At 43.6% G+C, this 18,173-nt stretch carries 10 protein-coding genes; 9 read left to right on the forward strand and 1 reads right to left on the reverse strand.

The genetic code is table 11. From position 1 onward, the window contains the following. Window positions 1-73: 73 nt before the first annotated feature. The 3 genes from R9C00_25900 to R9C00_25910 all read left to right on the forward strand — a co-directional run bounded on the left by R9C00_25900 (window position 74) and on the right by R9C00_25910 (window position 8,259). A complete protein-coding gene (locus R9C00_25900; GenBank protein WPO35132.1) occupies window positions 74-3,088 on the forward strand; it encodes an amidohydrolase family protein in 3,015 nt (1,004 codons plus the stop codon). A 398-nt stretch (window positions 3,089-3,486) separates the two neighbouring features. Beyond that, a complete protein-coding gene (locus R9C00_25905) occupies window positions 3,487-6,798 on the forward strand; it encodes a SusC/RagA family TonB-linked outer membrane protein (protein ID WPO35133.1) in 3,312 nt (1,103 codons plus the stop codon). A 3-nt stretch (window positions 6,799-6,801) separates the two neighbouring features. Beyond that, window positions 6,802-8,259 carry a SusD/RagB family nutrient-binding outer membrane lipoprotein gene (locus tag R9C00_25910; GenBank protein WPO35134.1) on the forward strand — a complete coding sequence of 486 codons (1,458 nt, stop codon included), beginning with the start codon at window positions 6,802-6,804 and terminating at the stop codon, window positions 8,257-8,259. A gap of 109 nt (window positions 8,260-8,368) precedes the next feature. Here R9C00_25910 and R9C00_25915 read toward each other — a convergent pair whose 3' ends face one another. Then, window positions 8,369-9,235, reverse strand: coding sequence for an AraC family transcriptional regulator (locus R9C00_25915; protein WPO35135.1), 867 nt, complete (start codon window positions 9,233-9,235; stop codon window positions 8,369-8,371). A gap of 158 nt (window positions 9,236-9,393) precedes the next feature. Here R9C00_25915 and R9C00_25920 point away from each other — a divergent pair, with 158 nt between their 5' ends. From R9C00_25920 to R9C00_25945, 6 genes are all read left to right on the forward strand, one after another. After that, complete coding sequence (locus tag R9C00_25920; GenBank protein ID WPO35136.1) at window positions 9,394-10,308, forward strand: dihydrodipicolinate synthase family protein; 915 nt, start codon at window positions 9,394-9,396, stop codon at window positions 10,306-10,308. A 45-nt stretch (window positions 10,309-10,353) separates the two neighbouring features. Beyond that, window positions 10,354-11,928 (forward strand): aldehyde dehydrogenase (NADP(+)), encoded by a 1,575-nt coding sequence (locus tag R9C00_25925; protein WPO35137.1) that lies wholly within the window; start codon window positions 10,354-10,356, stop codon window positions 11,926-11,928. A 54-nt stretch (window positions 11,929-11,982) separates the two neighbouring features. Next, window positions 11,983-12,984, forward strand: a complete 1,002-nt coding sequence (locus tag R9C00_25930) for a 4-hydroxyproline epimerase (protein WPO35138.1) — start codon at window positions 11,983-11,985, stop codon at window positions 12,982-12,984. Window positions 12,985-13,231: 247 nt separating this feature from the next. Then, window positions 13,232-14,485 carry an FAD-dependent oxidoreductase gene (locus R9C00_25935; GenBank protein WPO35139.1) on the forward strand — a complete coding sequence of 418 codons (1,254 nt, stop codon included), beginning with the start codon at window positions 13,232-13,234 and terminating at the stop codon, window positions 14,483-14,485. Window positions 14,486-14,760: 275 nt separating this feature from the next. Further along, window positions 14,761-17,013, forward strand: coding sequence for a DPP IV N-terminal domain-containing protein (locus R9C00_25940; GenBank protein WPO35140.1), 2,253 nt, complete (start codon window positions 14,761-14,763; stop codon window positions 17,011-17,013). A 112-nt stretch (window positions 17,014-17,125) separates the two neighbouring features. Further along, window positions 17,126-18,157: an oxidoreductase gene (locus tag R9C00_25945; protein ID WPO35141.1), complete on the forward strand. Its 1,032-nt coding sequence runs from the start codon at window positions 17,126-17,128 to the stop codon at window positions 18,155-18,157. The last annotated feature ends 16 nt before the right edge of the window (window positions 18,158-18,173 follow it).

Here is an 18,173-nt window from a genome sequence, read left to right on the forward strand (position 1 = left end):
GACTATCACTTCCATTCTATAGTTGTCTCTCAAAGAGCAATAGCTTTAGATCACAATTATTCATATTATTTCTATGTTTTCTAAAATTCACACAAGTACATTTATTATAGCCATAGCTATAACACTTTCACACTGCACCACAGTAAAGGAAGAAAAGCAGCAGTTTGTATCTACTGAGGTTTTACTGGAAGAAGGCACCAATATGGCAGCTGCGCTTTCCCCAGACAAATCGTCCCTCGCTATAGACCTGCAAGGAACAATCTGGATTCTACCTGTAGAAGGAGGAAAAGCAACAGCAATCACCGATGGAATGGGTGACTGCCATGAACCTGCTTGGTCGCCCGATGGTCAAAAACTCGCTTTCCACTCGTATAAAGCTGGCAATTACCACATCTGGACTGTAGATAAAAATGGTAGTTCCTTAACCCAAATCACAAAAAGTAAGTTTGATGACAGAGAACCCCATTGGTCACCTAATGGAGAAGATATTATTTTCTCATCTGACCGAAATGGCAACTACGACATCTGGAAAATAAACTTGACTAGCTCAACCCTAACGGCTCTTACAGATGATACCGCCAACGATTATTACCCTACCTATTCGCCTACAGGCGATCAAATTGCTTTTGTATCTGAGACCAAAGAAGCACCAGGCTTATACACCATGAAAGATGATGGAAGTACAAAAGAACTGTTAAAACCTTCTTCTTTTTCGTTGACTTCCCCTGCATGGAGTACCAATGGCAAACAGATAACCTATACAGCTTTTGATGGAAAGTTCAGCCATTTGTTGGTAAGCGGACTTGCCGAAGGTGACACTGCTACGGTTTTGAGCAGTGATGAAGATTTGTTTCCTTTTAGAGCATCTTGGCTCTCGGAAGAAAAAATAATTTACACCGCAGATGGGAAGATAAAAACCAGGCTGATAGGGCAAGACAGCATAGGCACAATTCCTTTTGAAGCTGTAGTGACCCTCAAGCGTGAGCCTTACAAAAGGAAGCAGTACAACTTTGATGACACTACAGCTTATCCTGTCAAAGGTATAATGGCACCGGTAATTTCTCCCGATGGAAGTGCAGTAGCGTATGCTGCTTTGGGTGATATCTATATTAAAAAATTAGATTCGGATTCATCTGAATCGATCACCAAAGATAAGTTCATAGACATTGATCCTTGCTGGTCGCCTGACGGCAACAAAATTGCCTTTCTTTCTGACAGAGGTGGAAATATTGACCTTTGGGAATATGATTTCTCTAGCAAAGAATTCAGCAAACTTGCCGACCTGGAAAATGACCTAAGTTTTCCCGCTTGGTCTCCCGATGGGAAATTCATTGCCTTTTTCAGCAGAGATACTCGAAATGTGTGGGGCTATGGAGAGATTCAATTACTAGAGTTGGCTACGGGCAACATCACCTCGTTAAAAAACACTTATTTTGTGCCTAGCAGATTGAGCTGGTCGCCAGATAGTAAAATTATGGCGGCAATGGTATTGCAACCCTATTCGAGTCGCTACAGGGAAGGACTTAGCAAGATCATGTTGATCACCAAGGAAAATAAAGTACTTGGGCAAATATCGCCGAAAGAAGGCAGGACTCCGGCCATGAGAAATGTAAACGGCCCAGTTTGGTCGCCCGATGGGAAATATTTTGCCTACATCCAAGACGGCAACTTATGGCAGCTGCCCATAGATACAGAAGGGCAACCAACTGGCAATCCCATCCAGCTCACAGAAGAGCTAGCATCCTCCCCAACTTGGACAGGAGACAGCAAAAAAATACTTTATCTTGCCACTGACCAATTGAAAATACTTAATATAGAAAGTAAAGAAGCAGAAGAAGTCCCTCTCAATTTGAGTTGGAAAAGGACTGTGCTTTCTGGATCGTATGTGGTGCATGCAGGCAAATTATTTAATGGTAAAGATTCTGTATATCAAGAAAATGTAGACATCATAGTTGAGGGAAACCGTATCAAGGATATTGTTCCTCACACATCTGATTATGATATCCCAGTGATTGATGCCTCGGACAAGACCATAATTCCTGGGCTTTTTGAAATGCACACCCACCAACATGCTTATGCAGGAGAAAAGCTTGGGCGTATTTGGCTTTCTTACGGAATTACCAATGTGAGAGAACCAGGAGCTGACCCCTACGATGCTCTTGAACGCAAAGAAGCTTGGGCAAGTGGACAACGACCTGGCCCCAGAGAGTTTTTTACAGGAGGCCTTACCGATGGAAGCCGAATATATTACGGTTTGGCTAATAGTGTTATAAATGCCGGCCATCTTTCACAAGAATTAGAAAGAGCCGAAAAATTGGGCTACGACATGATTAAAACTTATGTCCGGATGCCCGATTCTATCCAAAAAGTCATCACCACAAAGGCTCATGAGATAGGGATTCCAGTTTCTTCCCATGAAATCTACCCTGCTATGAGGTACAACGTGGATGCTGTAGAGCACATTCGCGGAACAAGTAGACGAGGTTATTCTATGAAGCAATCGAATATGAAAGCTACCTATAGTGATGTAGTCCAGCTACTGGCAAAATCCCAGATGAACATCACCCCTACTATTGGTCTTCAGGGTGGTTTCTACATTTTAGCAGAAAAAAAACCGGGTATTTTTGCCAATCGCCAGCTTAATGCACTGTACCCTGCCGATTATGTAAATGGGCTGCGGGCATCCATGGGCAGAATAACAAAAGTATTCCCTGCTTACCTAGAAAATTTTCAGACGATCCAACAAGGGGTATACAAAATAGTGAAAGCTGGAGGAAGGGTAACTGCCGGTACCGATTCGCCATTTATTCCGTATGGAACAAGCCTGCATGTAGAAATGCAGCTTTTTGTAGATGGAGGACTCAGCCCTTTTCAAGCCCTTCAGTCGGCTACTATTTTTTCTGCTGAAGCAATTGGAGTTGCCGATGATTTAGGCTCAGTTGAAAAGGGGAAATTAGCTGACTTTGTAGTAGTAGATGGCGATCCTCTCAATCATATTGAAGATGCATGGAACGTGGTAAGCACTTATAAAGAAGGAATCAGGTTTGATATTGATGAATTACTCAAACCTTCCATTACTGCACAGTAAAATTCTTGTTTAACAAATAAGCACATTTGCCATTGTAACAAAATAAAAAATTAAACACAATTTATTTCTTGTAACATAATATCTATTTTTCTCCATTTTATAAGTGAAAAATAGGGAAAGCCCTTGCGTTTAGACGAAAAACTCATTAATTTGATATTGAAAATGAAAAGTTTGCATACTCTAGAGAAAGCAAACTGCCCTTCCTATCCTTTATTTAACTTTAATTACTTCACTGTTAACAGCACAACTCTAACCGAACCATTAGCATTTATTTTGCGGCAAATCAACTAAGAGAATCACCTCTCTGTTATCATCCCTTTTTGTTTTTAGCTCAAGGTCATCCAAGATGACCCTGGTACAGGTACGTTCAATTTTAATCATAAATTTTCTACACAATTATGAAACGAAAACTATTACTGTGTTTATCGTTGCATCTCTTTTTGAGTGCATATGTGTTTGCGCAAGAGCGGGTATTGACAGGGAAAATAACTTCCAGCACAGATGGAAGCCCCCTACCGGGTGTAAATGTTTTAATAAAAGGAACAACCATTGGTTCTATCTCAAATTTTGATGGAAACTTTGCCCTAAAAATACCTGGTGACGCAACTACATTGGTATTTTCCTATATAGGATTTCAGAGCCTAGAAATGGAAATTGGAGAAAAATCCAAGTTCGATATAGTGATGACCGAAGATGCCAAGCAGCTTTCGGAAGTTGTGGTAACAGCGCTTGGCTTTGAAGAAGATGCGGACGGAAGTGGGGTCGCTTTTTCTAAAATAGGAGGCGAGGAATTAGTAAACTCAGGAGAAAGCACACTGATCAATAGCATGGCAGGAAGAGCTTCGGGGGTTCAGATATCAAAATCGAGCGGAGACCCTGGAGCAGGTGCATACATCCAAATAAGGGGGCAGAGCACCATTACCGGGGCATCTCAACCTCTTGTGGTGATTGATGGAATTCCGATGAGCAACACAACTGGGGCTCCAAACGCAGATTCTGGAAATAGCGGCGAAAATACTGGTGGCGTCCGCCAACAGAGTAGGATGAATGACTTAAATCCTGCTGATATAGAATCGATGCAAATTCTTAAAGGTGCGGCTGCAGCTGCTCTTTGGGGTTCAAGAGCTGCCAATGGCGTAATCGTCATCACCACCAAAAAAGGAAAAGCTGGTAACAAATTAAATATATCATTCCGCACAAACCTTTCTTTTGACCAAGTAAACGTTTTACACCCTTTACAAAATACCTTTGGGCAAGGACAAGGAGGAATTTATAACCCAACTTCTTCCCGTTCATTTGGCGATAAAATCTCGTTGAGATCGGGCGGAGCTGATGATCAAATCACTGACCCCACGGCAGATGGCTACACTGGTTATTTTGAAGGAAGGGATGGCACTCGTTATTACGCAATTCCTGCCGGAACTGCTGAAAACCCAAGTGGTGGAAAAAACTCTACTGAGACATTCAACAGCGAAAGAGAAAATGATGTGTTCAAAACGGGTACTATCGTAGACACCTACCTAAGCATGAGTGGTGGCAATGAAAACAGTAACTTTTTCTTGAGCTTTGGCGACCTCAACCAAGACGGTATCTATAAAGGTGTTTCGGACTACCGCCGTAGTACTGTCCGCTTAGGGCTTACCCGTAAGTTCAATAAAATATTCAAAGTTTCTGGAAATGCGAGCTATGCCAGAACTACTTCTAATCGAGTACAAACTGGATCAAACGTAAATGGCTTGTACCTAGGAATGCTTCGCGCAGCTACGGATTTTGATGGAAGCGATTATATAGGAAGCTATTATGCATCACCAGAAGCAGCACCTATAGAAAATAGCCATCGCTCGTACAGAAGGTATTTGGGCAACAACCCCAACCCTATTTACAACAACCCACTTTGGACAATCAATGAACTGGAAAACTCTACTATTGTCAATCGTTTCATTATGTCGAGTGAAATGAGCCTTAAACCTACCAAGTGGTTTGAGGTAATAACACGTGGTGGTGTAGATACGTATGATGATGTACGAAAGACACTCTTCCCAGTATTTTCTGCTGGTTCAAACAGTGCAGGTAGGTACAGAGAAGAGCTTTTCAAAGAAACGCAGCTCAATTTTGATGCAATTGGTCGCTTTACAGCCAATATTTCTCCAAAAATCAACTCTACCTTTTTAATTGGTTGGAACATCAACGACCGTACCTATACCAGACTAGGCGGCGAAATGCAGAACTTCCTCATACCTGGCGGCCCTAATGATTTTTCGAATGCTGTTGGTGCAGATCGTTTCCCTACCGACACGGAAACTCTTATCCGCGCAACTAGAACTTATGGTTCGGCTAATTTTGGTTTTTACGATCAACTGTTTGTAAATGTAACAGGTGCGTTGGAATCTTCCTCTTCGTTTGGTGCTGAAAACTTGACACACTTTTACCCTTCTGCCGACGTAGCTTGGCAATTCACAGGCCTATCCTTATTTGACAACATGACTTTCCTAAGTTTTGGTAAGCTAAGAGGAGGAATAGGCCAAGTAGGAGTGCAGCCAGATCCACACCGAACCAGCACCGATTATGTCGCCGGTTCTTTTGGAAGCTGGGGAGCTACACTTACCGGAGTTGGATATGGCAACGGTGCATTTGTACAAAGCTCACAACAAGGAGATCCGGGCTTAAAGCCAGAAATAAAAACAGAATGGGAAGCTGGTATTGACATGCGCTTTTTTGGCGATCGTCTAAAAACCGGATTTACTTACTACGAAAATGAGATCAAAGACCTCTTGTTAGAAGTAGCTGTTGCGCCATCAGTTGGTTTTACGGAGCGCTATACCAATGCGGGTATAATGACCAACAAAGGTTGGGAATTGGACCTTGGATATACTTTGATAAATAGCCAAGACTGGAACGTTGAATTATTTGCAAATGCAAACAGTAACAAAAACGAAGTAACCAGCTTAGGCGCAAGTGAAGGCGATGTGATCACTTTAGGAGGTTTTAGTACCCTAACCTCATCAGTTGCCGCTGTTGGTTATCCTCTTTCTGCACTTTTTGGCGGAAAATATTTGAGAGACGAGGACGGCAGCCTGGCACTAAATGAGGATGGGTTCCCTCAGGTTGCTCCTGATTTTGGGGTTATCGGCGATCCAAACCCCGATTGGAGAGGAGGGTTTGGCTTTAATGTTTCTTATAAAAAAGTAAGGCTGGGAGTATTATTTGAAACTTTCCAAGGAGCTGACTTTGCCCCAAACACAAAATCTGTATTGTATAACTTCGGTAAACATGCCGACACGGGTAATGAAGTTGTAGTGCCATCAGGAGGGCTTATGAACTACAACGGAGATCTAATTCCAGAAGGAACTGTAGCCAGAGGAAATATCGAAGACTTTGGTGCTGGTCCTGTAATATTGGATGAATCTTGGTATACCACCCTTGGTCAAGGGTTCAGCAACTTGCAAGAGCAATTTATAGTAGATGGAAGCTGGACTAGGCTCAGAGAAGTATCCTTAGGTTACTCAATCAGCTCACCTACTTTTCGTGAAAAAACAAAATTGTCTAGCATAGACATCTCTTTCACAGGTCGTAATTTATTGCTCTGGACGGATGTTGTAGGCATTGATCCTGAGACCTCACTTGATGGGGCTACTAACGCCAGAGGGCAAGATTATTTCAATAACCCTGGTGTAAAAACGTATACTTTCTCACTAAAAATAGACTACTAGATCATGAAAAAAATATTCATATACGCAGTTCTTATATTCGTCAGTTTCTCGTGCGAGAGCCTTGTAGAGGATTTAAATGACGACCCAAACAACCCGACCGATGCTCCAGCTTCATTGATATTTACGGGAGTACAATTGGCAAATGTCACCACGCACGAAGGTCTTACAGCTCGCCTTGCCGCTATGTGGACAAGCCAAATGAAAGGAGTTGATAGACAATGGGGAGATTTTCAAGCTTATAACGTAGGTGGTTCCAACTTCAACAACATGTGGGACAACATATACTACGGTACGCTCCGAAATGCTGATATCGTATTGTCAAAAGTAGAACCTCAAGGATTAAGAGTTTTTGCCGGTATCGTTAAAGTTACAAAAGCCCATTGTATAGGAAATGCTACTTCACTTTGGGGTGACATTCCTTTTACCCAAGCTGCTCAAATAGAACTATACGAGTCCCCAGAGTTTGATGCTCAGTTAGATATCTACACCAACTTGCAAAACTTGCTTGATGAAGCCATCACAGATCTAGAAACTGGCGTGGGTATCCCTACCGTAGATATCTATTATTCTGGTGATCCTGAGAAATGGATAGAAGCGGCTTATACTTTAAAAGCCCGTTTTTATATGGACAACAAACAATACGCATTAGCTGCGGAAGCTGCTGCCAAAGGTATCAGTGAATTTGGAAACTCGATGTACGTTCCACATGGTACAACAAACGACGTGGATTTAAATATGTATTGGGATTTCCTTGGCCCTTCAAGGGGTGGTGATATTGCTGCAGAAGACGACAAAGGAGTTGCCTACTTAGTAAGTTTGTTAGACCCTGCAAGTGATTCGTATAGAGGAAATGCCAAAACGGATGAAACAGCCCGTTTCAGATATTATTACCTCCTTGCCGACGAGGCTGTAAACACACCAGGTAAAATAGAACCCAATACGGCTTCGGTATCTCTAGGGAATATTCGCAATGGTTTTTTCGCACAAAATGCATCATTCCCACTGATAACTTATCAAGAAAATGTGTTGACCATGGCAGAAACTTCACTAAGGAGTGGCAGCTTCGAAGATGGGCTGATGTACCTGAATGAATACAGGGCATTCCTGAACGAAGGAGGCTATATTGATGCTACCTACCAAGCTGATTTTGACCTCGTGTATGAACCATTTGTTGCTGTAGATTTCGAGGCAGGTGGAATTGAAAACCCTGACGGGCTTTCAGCAAGCGATGCTTTGCTAAAGGAAATTATTGAAGAAAGATATGTTTCCTTCTATGGGCAAACTATTGCCTGGAATGATGAAAGACGAGTAAGAAGCACCAATGTTTCTATTCCGATTGTACCAAATAATGGAACAGAATTGCCTTGGAGATTTATTTATTCACAAGATGAGATTAATGGCAATCCTAATGTACCTACTCCAGTGCCAGATGCATTTGTAAGCATGCCTATTTTTGAATAAAGTTTATAGTTAAGCAATGGTTATGAAGCTTCCATTGGTTACAACCATAGGGTTCGTAGAAGTTTTCTACGAACCCTTTTTTTAATAGTTGTCTCGCCCTGAAGTAGCATTACACACCTCCATGAACTTTTAAATATTCTGAAGGAGAGCAACCTTTTAGCTTTTTAAACTTTCGGTTAAAGTTAGAGACGTTGTTAAACCCGGTCATGTAGCAGATCTGGGTGATGGTGTGGTTCTTATTGAACAGCAACTTGCAGGCTTGGCTGATCCGAAGCTCCATCAAAAAATTGAGGTAGGTTTTCCGGGTCCGTTGCTTAAAAAAGCGGCAAAAGGCAGATGGGGTGAGGTGGGCAATATTGGCCACTTCCTCGATGGTGATATGACGGTTGTACTCGTTCAGGGTGAATTGCAACACTTTATTGAGCCTATTTCCCTCCGTATCTTTCACATCATAATCATGCACTTCCAAGCTCAGCAGCTGATATTCCTCCGAATTAACTAGGGTGGCAAAAAGTTGCAAGAGCTGAATCACCCTATCTATTCCCTCAAGTTCTGGAATGGCGAGAATCGTACTTCCTATTTCCTCGGCAGTCTGCCCAGTTACCTTTATTCCTTGCTTCGATTTTAAGATAAGATCATAAATCTCCTTGGTTTCGGGAAGCCTCCCTGGTGTACCGCCAAAGGCATTTTCATCAAAAAAAACAGAAATACAATGCGCTATCAAACCCAAGTCGTCGTAATGCTCCTTGTCGCTCTTAAACACATGGGGAATATTTGAGCCAACAATAAACACATCTCCTGGCTTAAAATCGCCCACATAATCTCCCAAAAACAACGATCCAGTCCCTTCTACAACCAGCGTCAACTGCACCTCTGGGTGCTTGTGCAGCATATCGTATAAGTAAGGCTCATAATCTATCTGAACCATAAAAGTCTCCTCCGAGCTTTTAGGAATCTTGAATGGTAATATTTTCATAATACTCCAAATAAGTACAATATTTCCAAAATAAACTCAAACACTTATTCAAACATATCAAAATTGTATCAAAAGTAGGCAAAATGCCATAGACTTTATAGCATTTGCTTCTCTACTTTTGTTCCTATTCTTATTCGTTTAGACAAAATTTAATTTTTATGAAAGTCAATTGGAAAGGTATATATCCGGCAATTACAACAAAGTTTACTGATGATGACAAGATCGACTATGTAGCCTTTGAAAAAAGCGTTCAGGCACAATTAGAAGCAGGCATCGAAGGCGTGATCTTGGGAGGAACGTTGGGTGAGGCTAGCTCTCTTTCAGAAAGTGAAAAATGTGACCTTATTAAGGCAACGGTAGAGATGGTGGATGGTAAAGTTCCCGTCATCCTCAACATTGCTGAGCAGGCTACAAAAGTAGCAATCTATCAAGCGGAATTAGCTGAAAAATTTGGTGCTAGTGGTTTGATGATGTTGCCCCCTATGCGCTACAAAGCTACGGACAGGGAAACGGTACATTATTTCAAATCTATTGCCAAGTCAACGGAGTTGCCGATCATGATTTACAACAATCCAACTGACTACAAAATCATGGTTACGCTCGACATGTACGAAGAGCTTGCCGAATGTGACAACATCCAAGCGATAAAAGAATCTACCAGAGATATTTCCAATGTAACCAGGGTTATCAACAAGTTTGGCGACAGGTTCAGCGTGATGGGCGGAATTGATACGCTTGCGCTCGAAAGCCTTTACCTTGGAGCAACTGGCTGGGTAGGCGGCCTTGTTTGCGCATTCCCGAAAGAAACCGTAGCCATTTATAAATTATTCAAAGCAGGAAGGCACGAAGAAGCAGTAAAAATCTACCGTTGGTTCTTGCCATTGCTAGAGCTTGACCTTAGTCCTCAGTTGGTTCAAAACATCAAATTGGCAGAAGTTTATACAGGCATCGGTACTGAAAATGTACGTGAGCCACGTTTGCCTTTGGCTGGAAAAGAACGCGAAGCTGTAGTAAAAATAATTGAAGATAGCCTTGCTATCAGGCCTGAACTTCCTGATTACCTTAATCTTTAAGAATTTTTTATAAAACATCACAAATACTCAAAAAGAGATTTGCATATGATACATGGCAAAAATAGGATTGGCTTCGAATTGTCAGGAATAAAAACTCAAGCAACGGATACCATACAGGTAGAAGGGGCGGAATTTTTCCCAGCTACGAGCACTGACATCTCGCTGGCCATTGAAAAATCGACCAAAGCATTTTCCACCTACAAAACCTTAAGTGGCGAGAAAAAAGCGGCGTTCTTAGATGCGATCGCCGATGAAATCTTGGCCCTGGGGGATGAATTGGTAAAAACTGCTATGGCAGAATCTTCTTTGCCAGAAGGCAGAATAGTAGGGGAAAGAGGCAGGACTATGGGGCAACTGAAATTATTTGCCAGCCTGCTGCGCGAAGGATCATGGGTAGATGCCGTAATCGACCCTGCACTGCCAGAAAGGCAACCTTTGCCAAGAACCGACCTCAGAAAAATGTTGGTACCTGTCGGTCCAGTGGTCGTTTTCACTGCTAGCAATTTCCCTTTGGCGTTCTCAACCGCAGGTGGCGACACCGCTTCGGCGCTTGCTGCGGGAAACCCCGTGATTGTAAAAGCACATGAAGCCCACCTCAAAACCAACGAGCTCGGTGGAGAGGCGATCAACAAAGCCGCTGAAAAAACAGGCATGCCCGACGGGGTTTTCTCTTATTTGGTAGGAAAAAGCTACGAATTAGGACTTAGCCTCGTGAAACACCCTTCGGTAAAATCGGTAGCATTTACCGGTTCGCAAGGCGGAGGCATGGCTTTGTACAAGGCAGCAATGGAAAGGGAAGAGCCTATTCCAGTATTTGCCGAAATGGGGAGCATCAATCCTGTTGTGATTTTACCAAACAAATTGGCTTCAGAAACGGAGGCGCTTGCCAAAACGATGGCTGGCTCGGTTACGTTGGGCGTAGGCCAGTTTTGTACCAACCCTGGCCTGCTCATCGCCCTAGAAAGCGAAGCATTGAGCACGTTCATTTCAAGCTTGGGCAAAGAAATAGAGCAAATAGTACCGGGAACTATGTTGTACCAAAACGTGGCCAACGGATACCAAAAAGGCAAGGAAACTACCTTGTCACAAAAAGGGGTAAAAGCCGAAGGGGTAAGCTCAACAGCGCCTACCAATGACTTGGCGGGAGTTCCTACCGTAGCATCGGTAGAGGCAGCGGATTTCTTGGCAAACCCGAATTTGCAACACGAGGTATTTGGCCCATTTTCTTTGGTAGTCACTTGCAAAGGAAAAGAGCAGTTGGAAGAAGTTGTAGATGCGCTGAAAGGGCAGTTGACCGCTACGATTATGCACGCTGGCGCTGACCTTGAAACATACGGCTCAGTAGTGGAAAAAGCAGGTGCAAAAGTAGGCCGATTGATATTCAACGGCGTGCCCACAGGAGTGGAAGTTTGCCACGCCATGCAGCATGGCGGTCCTTTCCCAGCAAGTACCGACAGCCGCTTTACATCGGTAGGCACTGATGCGATCAAAAGATTTGCCCGCCCATTATGTTTCCAAGATTGCCCCGAAGATTTTCTGCCAGCAGAATTGAAAAGTAGCAATTCTAACAGCATTTGGAGAAGGGTAAATGGAGCGCTCACAAAAGATACAATTGCATAATCATTCAATCAAAGTGAATCAACAACAACGACAACTGATTTATTAATAAAAAGAATGGCAAGAAAATCCTTTTACTGCATTGATGGCCACACTTGTGGCAGTCCAGTGCGACTAGTGGCCGGAGGAGGCCCATTGCTCGAAGGAAAAAACATGAGCGAAAAGCGCCAGCATTTTCTTAAAGAATATGACTGGATACGCAAAGGGTTAATGTTTGAACCTCGAGGGCACGACATGATGTCGGGAAGCATTTTGTATCCTCCTTCTAATCCTGAAAATGATATTGCTGTTCTTTTTATTGAAACCAGTGGCTGCCTTCCCATGTGTGGGCATGGCACCATCGGGACTATTACCTCGGGAATAGAGGAAGGGTTGATCTCTCCCAAAATACCGGGTAAAATTAAGTTGGAAACACCTGCTGGCTTGATAAAAATTGAGTACAAGCAAGAAGGGAAAAAAGTAAAATCCGTAAAGCTTACGAATGTTCCAGCCTATTTGGCTGCGGAAAATATTACCGTGGAGTGTCCGGGTCTTGGCGTTCTTACGGTCGATGTATCATTTGGCGGGAATTTTTACGCCATTGTCGATCCGCAAGAAAACTTTGAAGGCATTCAAGCACATACCGCTGATTCCCTGATCCAGTGGAGCAGGAAAATCAGAACCTTGATAAACAAACAACACACTTTCACACATCCTTTGGACAGTACCATCAATGGGCTCAGCCACATTCTTTGGACGGGAGAAACCCTTTCCGAAGATGCAACTGCTAGAAATGCCGTATTCTACGGGGATAAAGCGATCGATCGCTCTCCCTGTGGAACTGGCACTTCGGCAAGGCTGGCCCAATGGTACGCTAAAGGAAAACTAAAAATTGGTGAACCTTTTATTCATGAAAGCATCATCGGTTCTAAATTTATTGGCCGAGTGGAAGCCGAAACAAAAATTGGCGATATCGATGCCATCATCCCAAGCATAGAAGGCTGGGCGATGGTCACCGGGTATAACCACATCATCATAGATGACGACGATCCGTATGCACATGGTTTTCAAGTGATTTAACTTGTTTTTATATCATTTATCTTAAAAAAATCGCGTGCCACCTTAACCTATTGGATGTACTCTAAAAGTTACTGGTTACCAGTTACGGGTTTCTGGTTTTTTTAAAAGAAATGATTGCGACTGTAACTGCTTTGCTAGGGCTATTTCATAAACTAAAATTGAGATCCAGCAACCAGAACCCTTCAGTAAGAATGGAAAACAGGTTTAATCGAGAAGCTTATTCTATAGTATTTTTTTAACCGGAAAAATGGCCAGCAAAAAAACAGTAATCATCGGAGGTGGAGTAATCGGCATCTGCTCTGCCTATTACCTCAATAAGAAAGGGTTTGAAGTAACGGTACTAGACCAAAACGACTTTCAGGACAGCGCCTCTTTTGGCAATGCGGGAATGGTCGTTCCCAGCCATTTTATCCCGATGGCCGCCCCTGGCATGATCGCCTTGGGCATGAAATGGATGTTTAATCCCGAAAGCCCTTTCCACATCAAACCTCGCCTCAACAAAGAATTGTTTTCTTGGGGCTGGAAATTCTACAAAGCAGCGACTCCACATAGGGTAAAACAAGCGATACCCGTCCTCAAAGACCTTAACCTAACAAGCAAAAAGCTTTTTGAAGAAATAGCTACTGACGAATCATTGGATTTTGCCTTCCAAAAGAAAGGCTTGATGATGTACTGCAAAACCGAAGCAGCACTTCACGAAGAAAAAGAACTAGCAACAGAAGCCAATAAAATTGGAATAAAGGCGGAAGTATTGGGAAAAGAAGAAGCCCAATCCATCGACTCGGGGTTGGAACTTGATATTCATGGAGCTATTTATTTCCCCATGGACGCTTTCCTCACTCCTCACCTATTTTTGAATGGATTGAAAGAAAAGTTGGAACAAAAAGGGGTAACGTTTTTGGCAAACACCCAAGTCACAGGCTTCGAAACAAACGGACAAAAAATAACGACTGCACAAACTTCAGCAGGAGCAATAGAAGCCGATGAGTTCGTCATCGCTTCTGGCTCTTGGTCGAGTTCCATGCTCAAAGGCTTGAACATTTCTATGCCGCTGATGGCAGGCAAAGGGTACAGTTTTGTGATTCCCGAGCCCAAAGCCAAACCGGAAATTTGTTCCATCCTCACCGAAGCAAGAGTTGCGGTCACGCCAATGGCGCATGGCCTCCGCATTGCGGGCACCATGGAGCTCGCCGGGATTGATTTAAGCATCAATAAAAGAAGATTAGAAGGGATTTATAAATCAATTCCCAAGTATTTTCCCCAATTTAGTGCAGATGATTTTAGGGACATCGAAGTATGGTCGGGGTTGCGTCCCTGCTCGCCAGACGGCATTCCTTACATAGGTAGGTTCCAGAAATATCCGAACCTCATTGCCGCTACGGGGCACTCTATGATGGGGCTGAGCCTTGGGCCCGTTACGGGGAAAATTGTTGCCCAACTAGTCGCCAACGAAAAGCAAGATGTAGAAAGTAAATTATTAGCCGTAGATCGGTATAACTAACTGCTTCGCAAAATAAGTTTTTAGTGGTCTTTGCTACTTAAAAACCTCTATTTTACTCTAGCTCATGGTTACAGGTTGCTAGTTTCATGTTACTGGTTTTGTAAATAAAAAACAATTCCACCAGAAATCAACAAACTGTATATCAATAAGTTTACTTATTCAATGATTGAAAAATGAGAATAACACGTAACCTTCAACCAAAGCTCAAAAAACACAAAATTTGTAATTATAAAAATTCAACAATCTAGTTTAAAACACACCAAACCTCGTAGCAGATGAAAAAAAGAGTATCAGCACTTTACCAGATTATTACTTCAACCTTCATCCTTTTATTACCATTTGCTACCTACTCACAAACCAACGATCCATCCTTGCTCAGCTTGGATAGGATTTTCACCCAATACGAATTTTCCTCCGGCTATTTCGGTCCTGCAAGGTGGATAGACGAAGGAAATGGCTACACGACCGTGGAGCGTTCCGCAGGCGGAGGGCAAGATATTGTCCGCTACAACACGGAAACAGGCGAGAAGGAAATTCTGATTCCCGCTACCCTACTTGTTCCTTCGGGAAGTGCTAGCCCTTTGCGCATCAGCAACTACGAGTGGTCAGGTGACAAATCGAAACTGTTGATTTACACCAACACCGCAAGGGTTTGGCGAACCAATACCAAAGGCGATTATTGGGTATTGGATTTGGCAAGCAAAAAACTTCAGAAATTGGGCGGCAAGGAAGCAAAGCCTTCTACCTTGATGTTTGCCAAGTTTTCCCCTCAAGCCGACCGCGTGGCTTACGTGAGGGAGCACAATCTTTTTGTAGAAGAACTCGCTTCTGGAAAAATCACCCAACTTACGTTTGATGGCACGGTCGATATCATCAACGGTACGTTCGACTGGGTGTACGAAGAAGAATTTCAAATCCAAGACGGTTTCCGTTGGAGTCCTGACGGAACTTCCATCGCCTTTTGGCAACTAGACGCCACAGACATCAAAGATTTCTTGATGATCAACAATACCGATTCTATTTATTCTTACACCATTCCCGTCCAATACCCCAAAGCTGGAGAAGACAATTCGGCCTGCAAAATGGGCGTGGTAAGCGCCAAAGGGGGCGAAACGGTGTGGATGAACGTTCCGGGCGATCCGAAAAACAACTACATCCCCCGCATGATGTGGGCACCTGATTCCAAAGCTATTTTGATCCAGCGCATGAACAGGTACCAAAACACCAACCAAATTATGCAATGCAACGCTGCTACGGGAGAGGTAAAAACCATTTTCACAGACAAAGAAGAAAATGCTTGGCTCGAAGTGGTGAACGATTGGATTTGGATGGAAGATGGCAAAAGCTTCACTTGGGTAAGCGAAAAAGACGGTTGGAGGCACGTGTACCTCATCAGCGCCGATGGGCAAACCGAAAAGTTGATTACTCCGGGGGAATTTGACATCATCAGCATAGAAAAAATTGACACGAAAAAAGGCTGGTTGTATTACATCGCTTCTCCCACTAATCCTACTCAGCGGTACTTATTCCGAAGTAAATTGAACGGGAAAGGCAAACCTGAAAGATTGAGCCCAGAAGACCAACCCGGCACGCACGGCTACACCATTTCCCCTGATGGAAAATGGGCGTTCCACAACTTTTCTTCCATGGGCGTTCCGACTACCACTTCGCTCATCAAACTTCCCGACCATTCCGTTCAGCGAGTTTTGGTGGAAAACAAGGAGTTGAAAGACAAAGTAACAGCCTTAAAACAGAAACCAACCGAGTTTTTCCGAGTAGATATCGGCGAAGGCGTGGAGCTGGATGCGTATATGATCAAGCCTTTTGACTTCGATCCTGCAAAAAAATACCCTGTACTTTTCCATGTGTATGGCGAGCCTTGGAACCAAACGGTGCTGGATAGTTGGGGCGGTGCAACCTATTTGTGGCACTTGATGCTTGCCCAACAAGGCTACATCGTGATGAGCATCGATAACCGTGGCACACCAGCGCCTCGCGGCAGGGAATGGAGAAAGATTGTCTACGGAGCAATCGGAGTGCTCGCTTCGGCCGACCAAGCAAATGGAGTGAAGGAAATCATCAAAAAATATGATTTTGTGGATGGTGACAGGATTGGAATTTGGGGATGGAGTGGCGGAGGAGCGATGACGCTCAACGCCATGTTCAGGTATCCTGAAGTATACAAAATGGGCATGTCTGTCGCACCGGTCACCAACCAACGCTTCTACGACAATATTTACCAAGAGCGCTACATGGGCTTGCCTTCGGAAAACGTAGAAGGCTACAAAAACGGTTCTCCCATCACTTTTGCCAAGAACCTAAAAGGAAACCTGCTACTGATGCACGGAACGGGTGACGATAATGTGCATTACCAAAACTCGGAAGCCTTGATAAACGAGCTCATCAAGTACAACAAGATTTTCACCATGATGCCCTACCCCAACCGTTCGCACGGCATCTACGAAGGGGAAAATACATCGAGGCACGTACGGGAAATGCTGACTTGGTATTTGAAAAATAACCTTTAGTAACTATTCAAAAAGAGTTTTGCAGAGATTCAAGCTGCAGAACTCTTTTTGTTTTAGAATAAATGGCTAAAGTTGCTACCTAATTCATACGACCACATTTAACGAACCATTTATGAGCAAAATTAAAATTTCGCTGCTGCTAGCGCTTACCTTCCAATCCCTCCTTCTTTTTGGGCAAACTATTTCTTGGGAAATTCAAGATAGTGGCAACAAGGCTTCCATTCGTGGAATTTCCGCGGTGAACAAAAAAGTTTGCTGGCTTAGCGGAAGCGGAGGAACGGTAGCAAAAACAGTAGACGGTGGCAAAACTTGGGTAAACCTAAAAGTCCCCAACGCAGATTCCCTCGACTTCCGAGACATCGAAGCTTTTAGCGCCAAAGAAGCAATTATCATGAGCGTAGGCAACGGAGCTAACTCCCGAATCATGAAAACAGTGGATGGAGGAGCGACGTGGAAAGAGGTTTTTGTGAACAAAGAAGCTGAAGGTTTTTTCGATGGTATTGCCTTTTGGGATAAAAAACACGGAATTTTGATGGGCGACCCGATCAATGGAAAACTCTACATCCTCAAAACGGACGATGCTGGGGAAACATGGACGCAAGTTCCCGAAAAAGACGCACCAGCGGTAGCAGAAGGGGAATTTGCCTTTGCCGCAAGCGGAAGCCACATCGCTGTTTTTGGCGAAAGCCAAGCGTGGATAGGCACAGGCGGAAGCAAAGCCCGCGTGTTTTACTCCACCGACGGTGGTCTTACTTGGAACGTAACCCCAACTGAAATCATCCAAGGAGAATCTTCTACAGGCCTTTTCTCTGTGGACTTCAAATCAGCTACTTATGGAGTGGGTGTTGGTGGGGATTATACCAAAGAAAAAGAAGGAAAAGACAACATCACCCTCACTACCGATGGCGGGAAAAGTTGGGAATTGGTGAAAGATGCCGGGGTAAATTACTGTTCTTCTGTCCGCTTTGTGGGCGACTATGTGATTGCCACAGGCCCTGAAACTTCTTACTATTCCGCAGATGCGGGGAAAACGTGGACGCAATTCAGCGAAGTTGGTTACCATACCCTGAGCATCGGCAACTCGCCCAAAGCAGTTTGGGCAGCGGGCAGAGATGGAAAAGTGGGTAAATTGATCATCAAATAAACAAACTATTTTTAAC

It is taken from the genome of Flammeovirgaceae bacterium SG7u.111, assembly GCA_034044135.1.
GTDB lineage: Bacteria > Bacteroidota > Bacteroidia > Cytophagales > Flammeovirgaceae.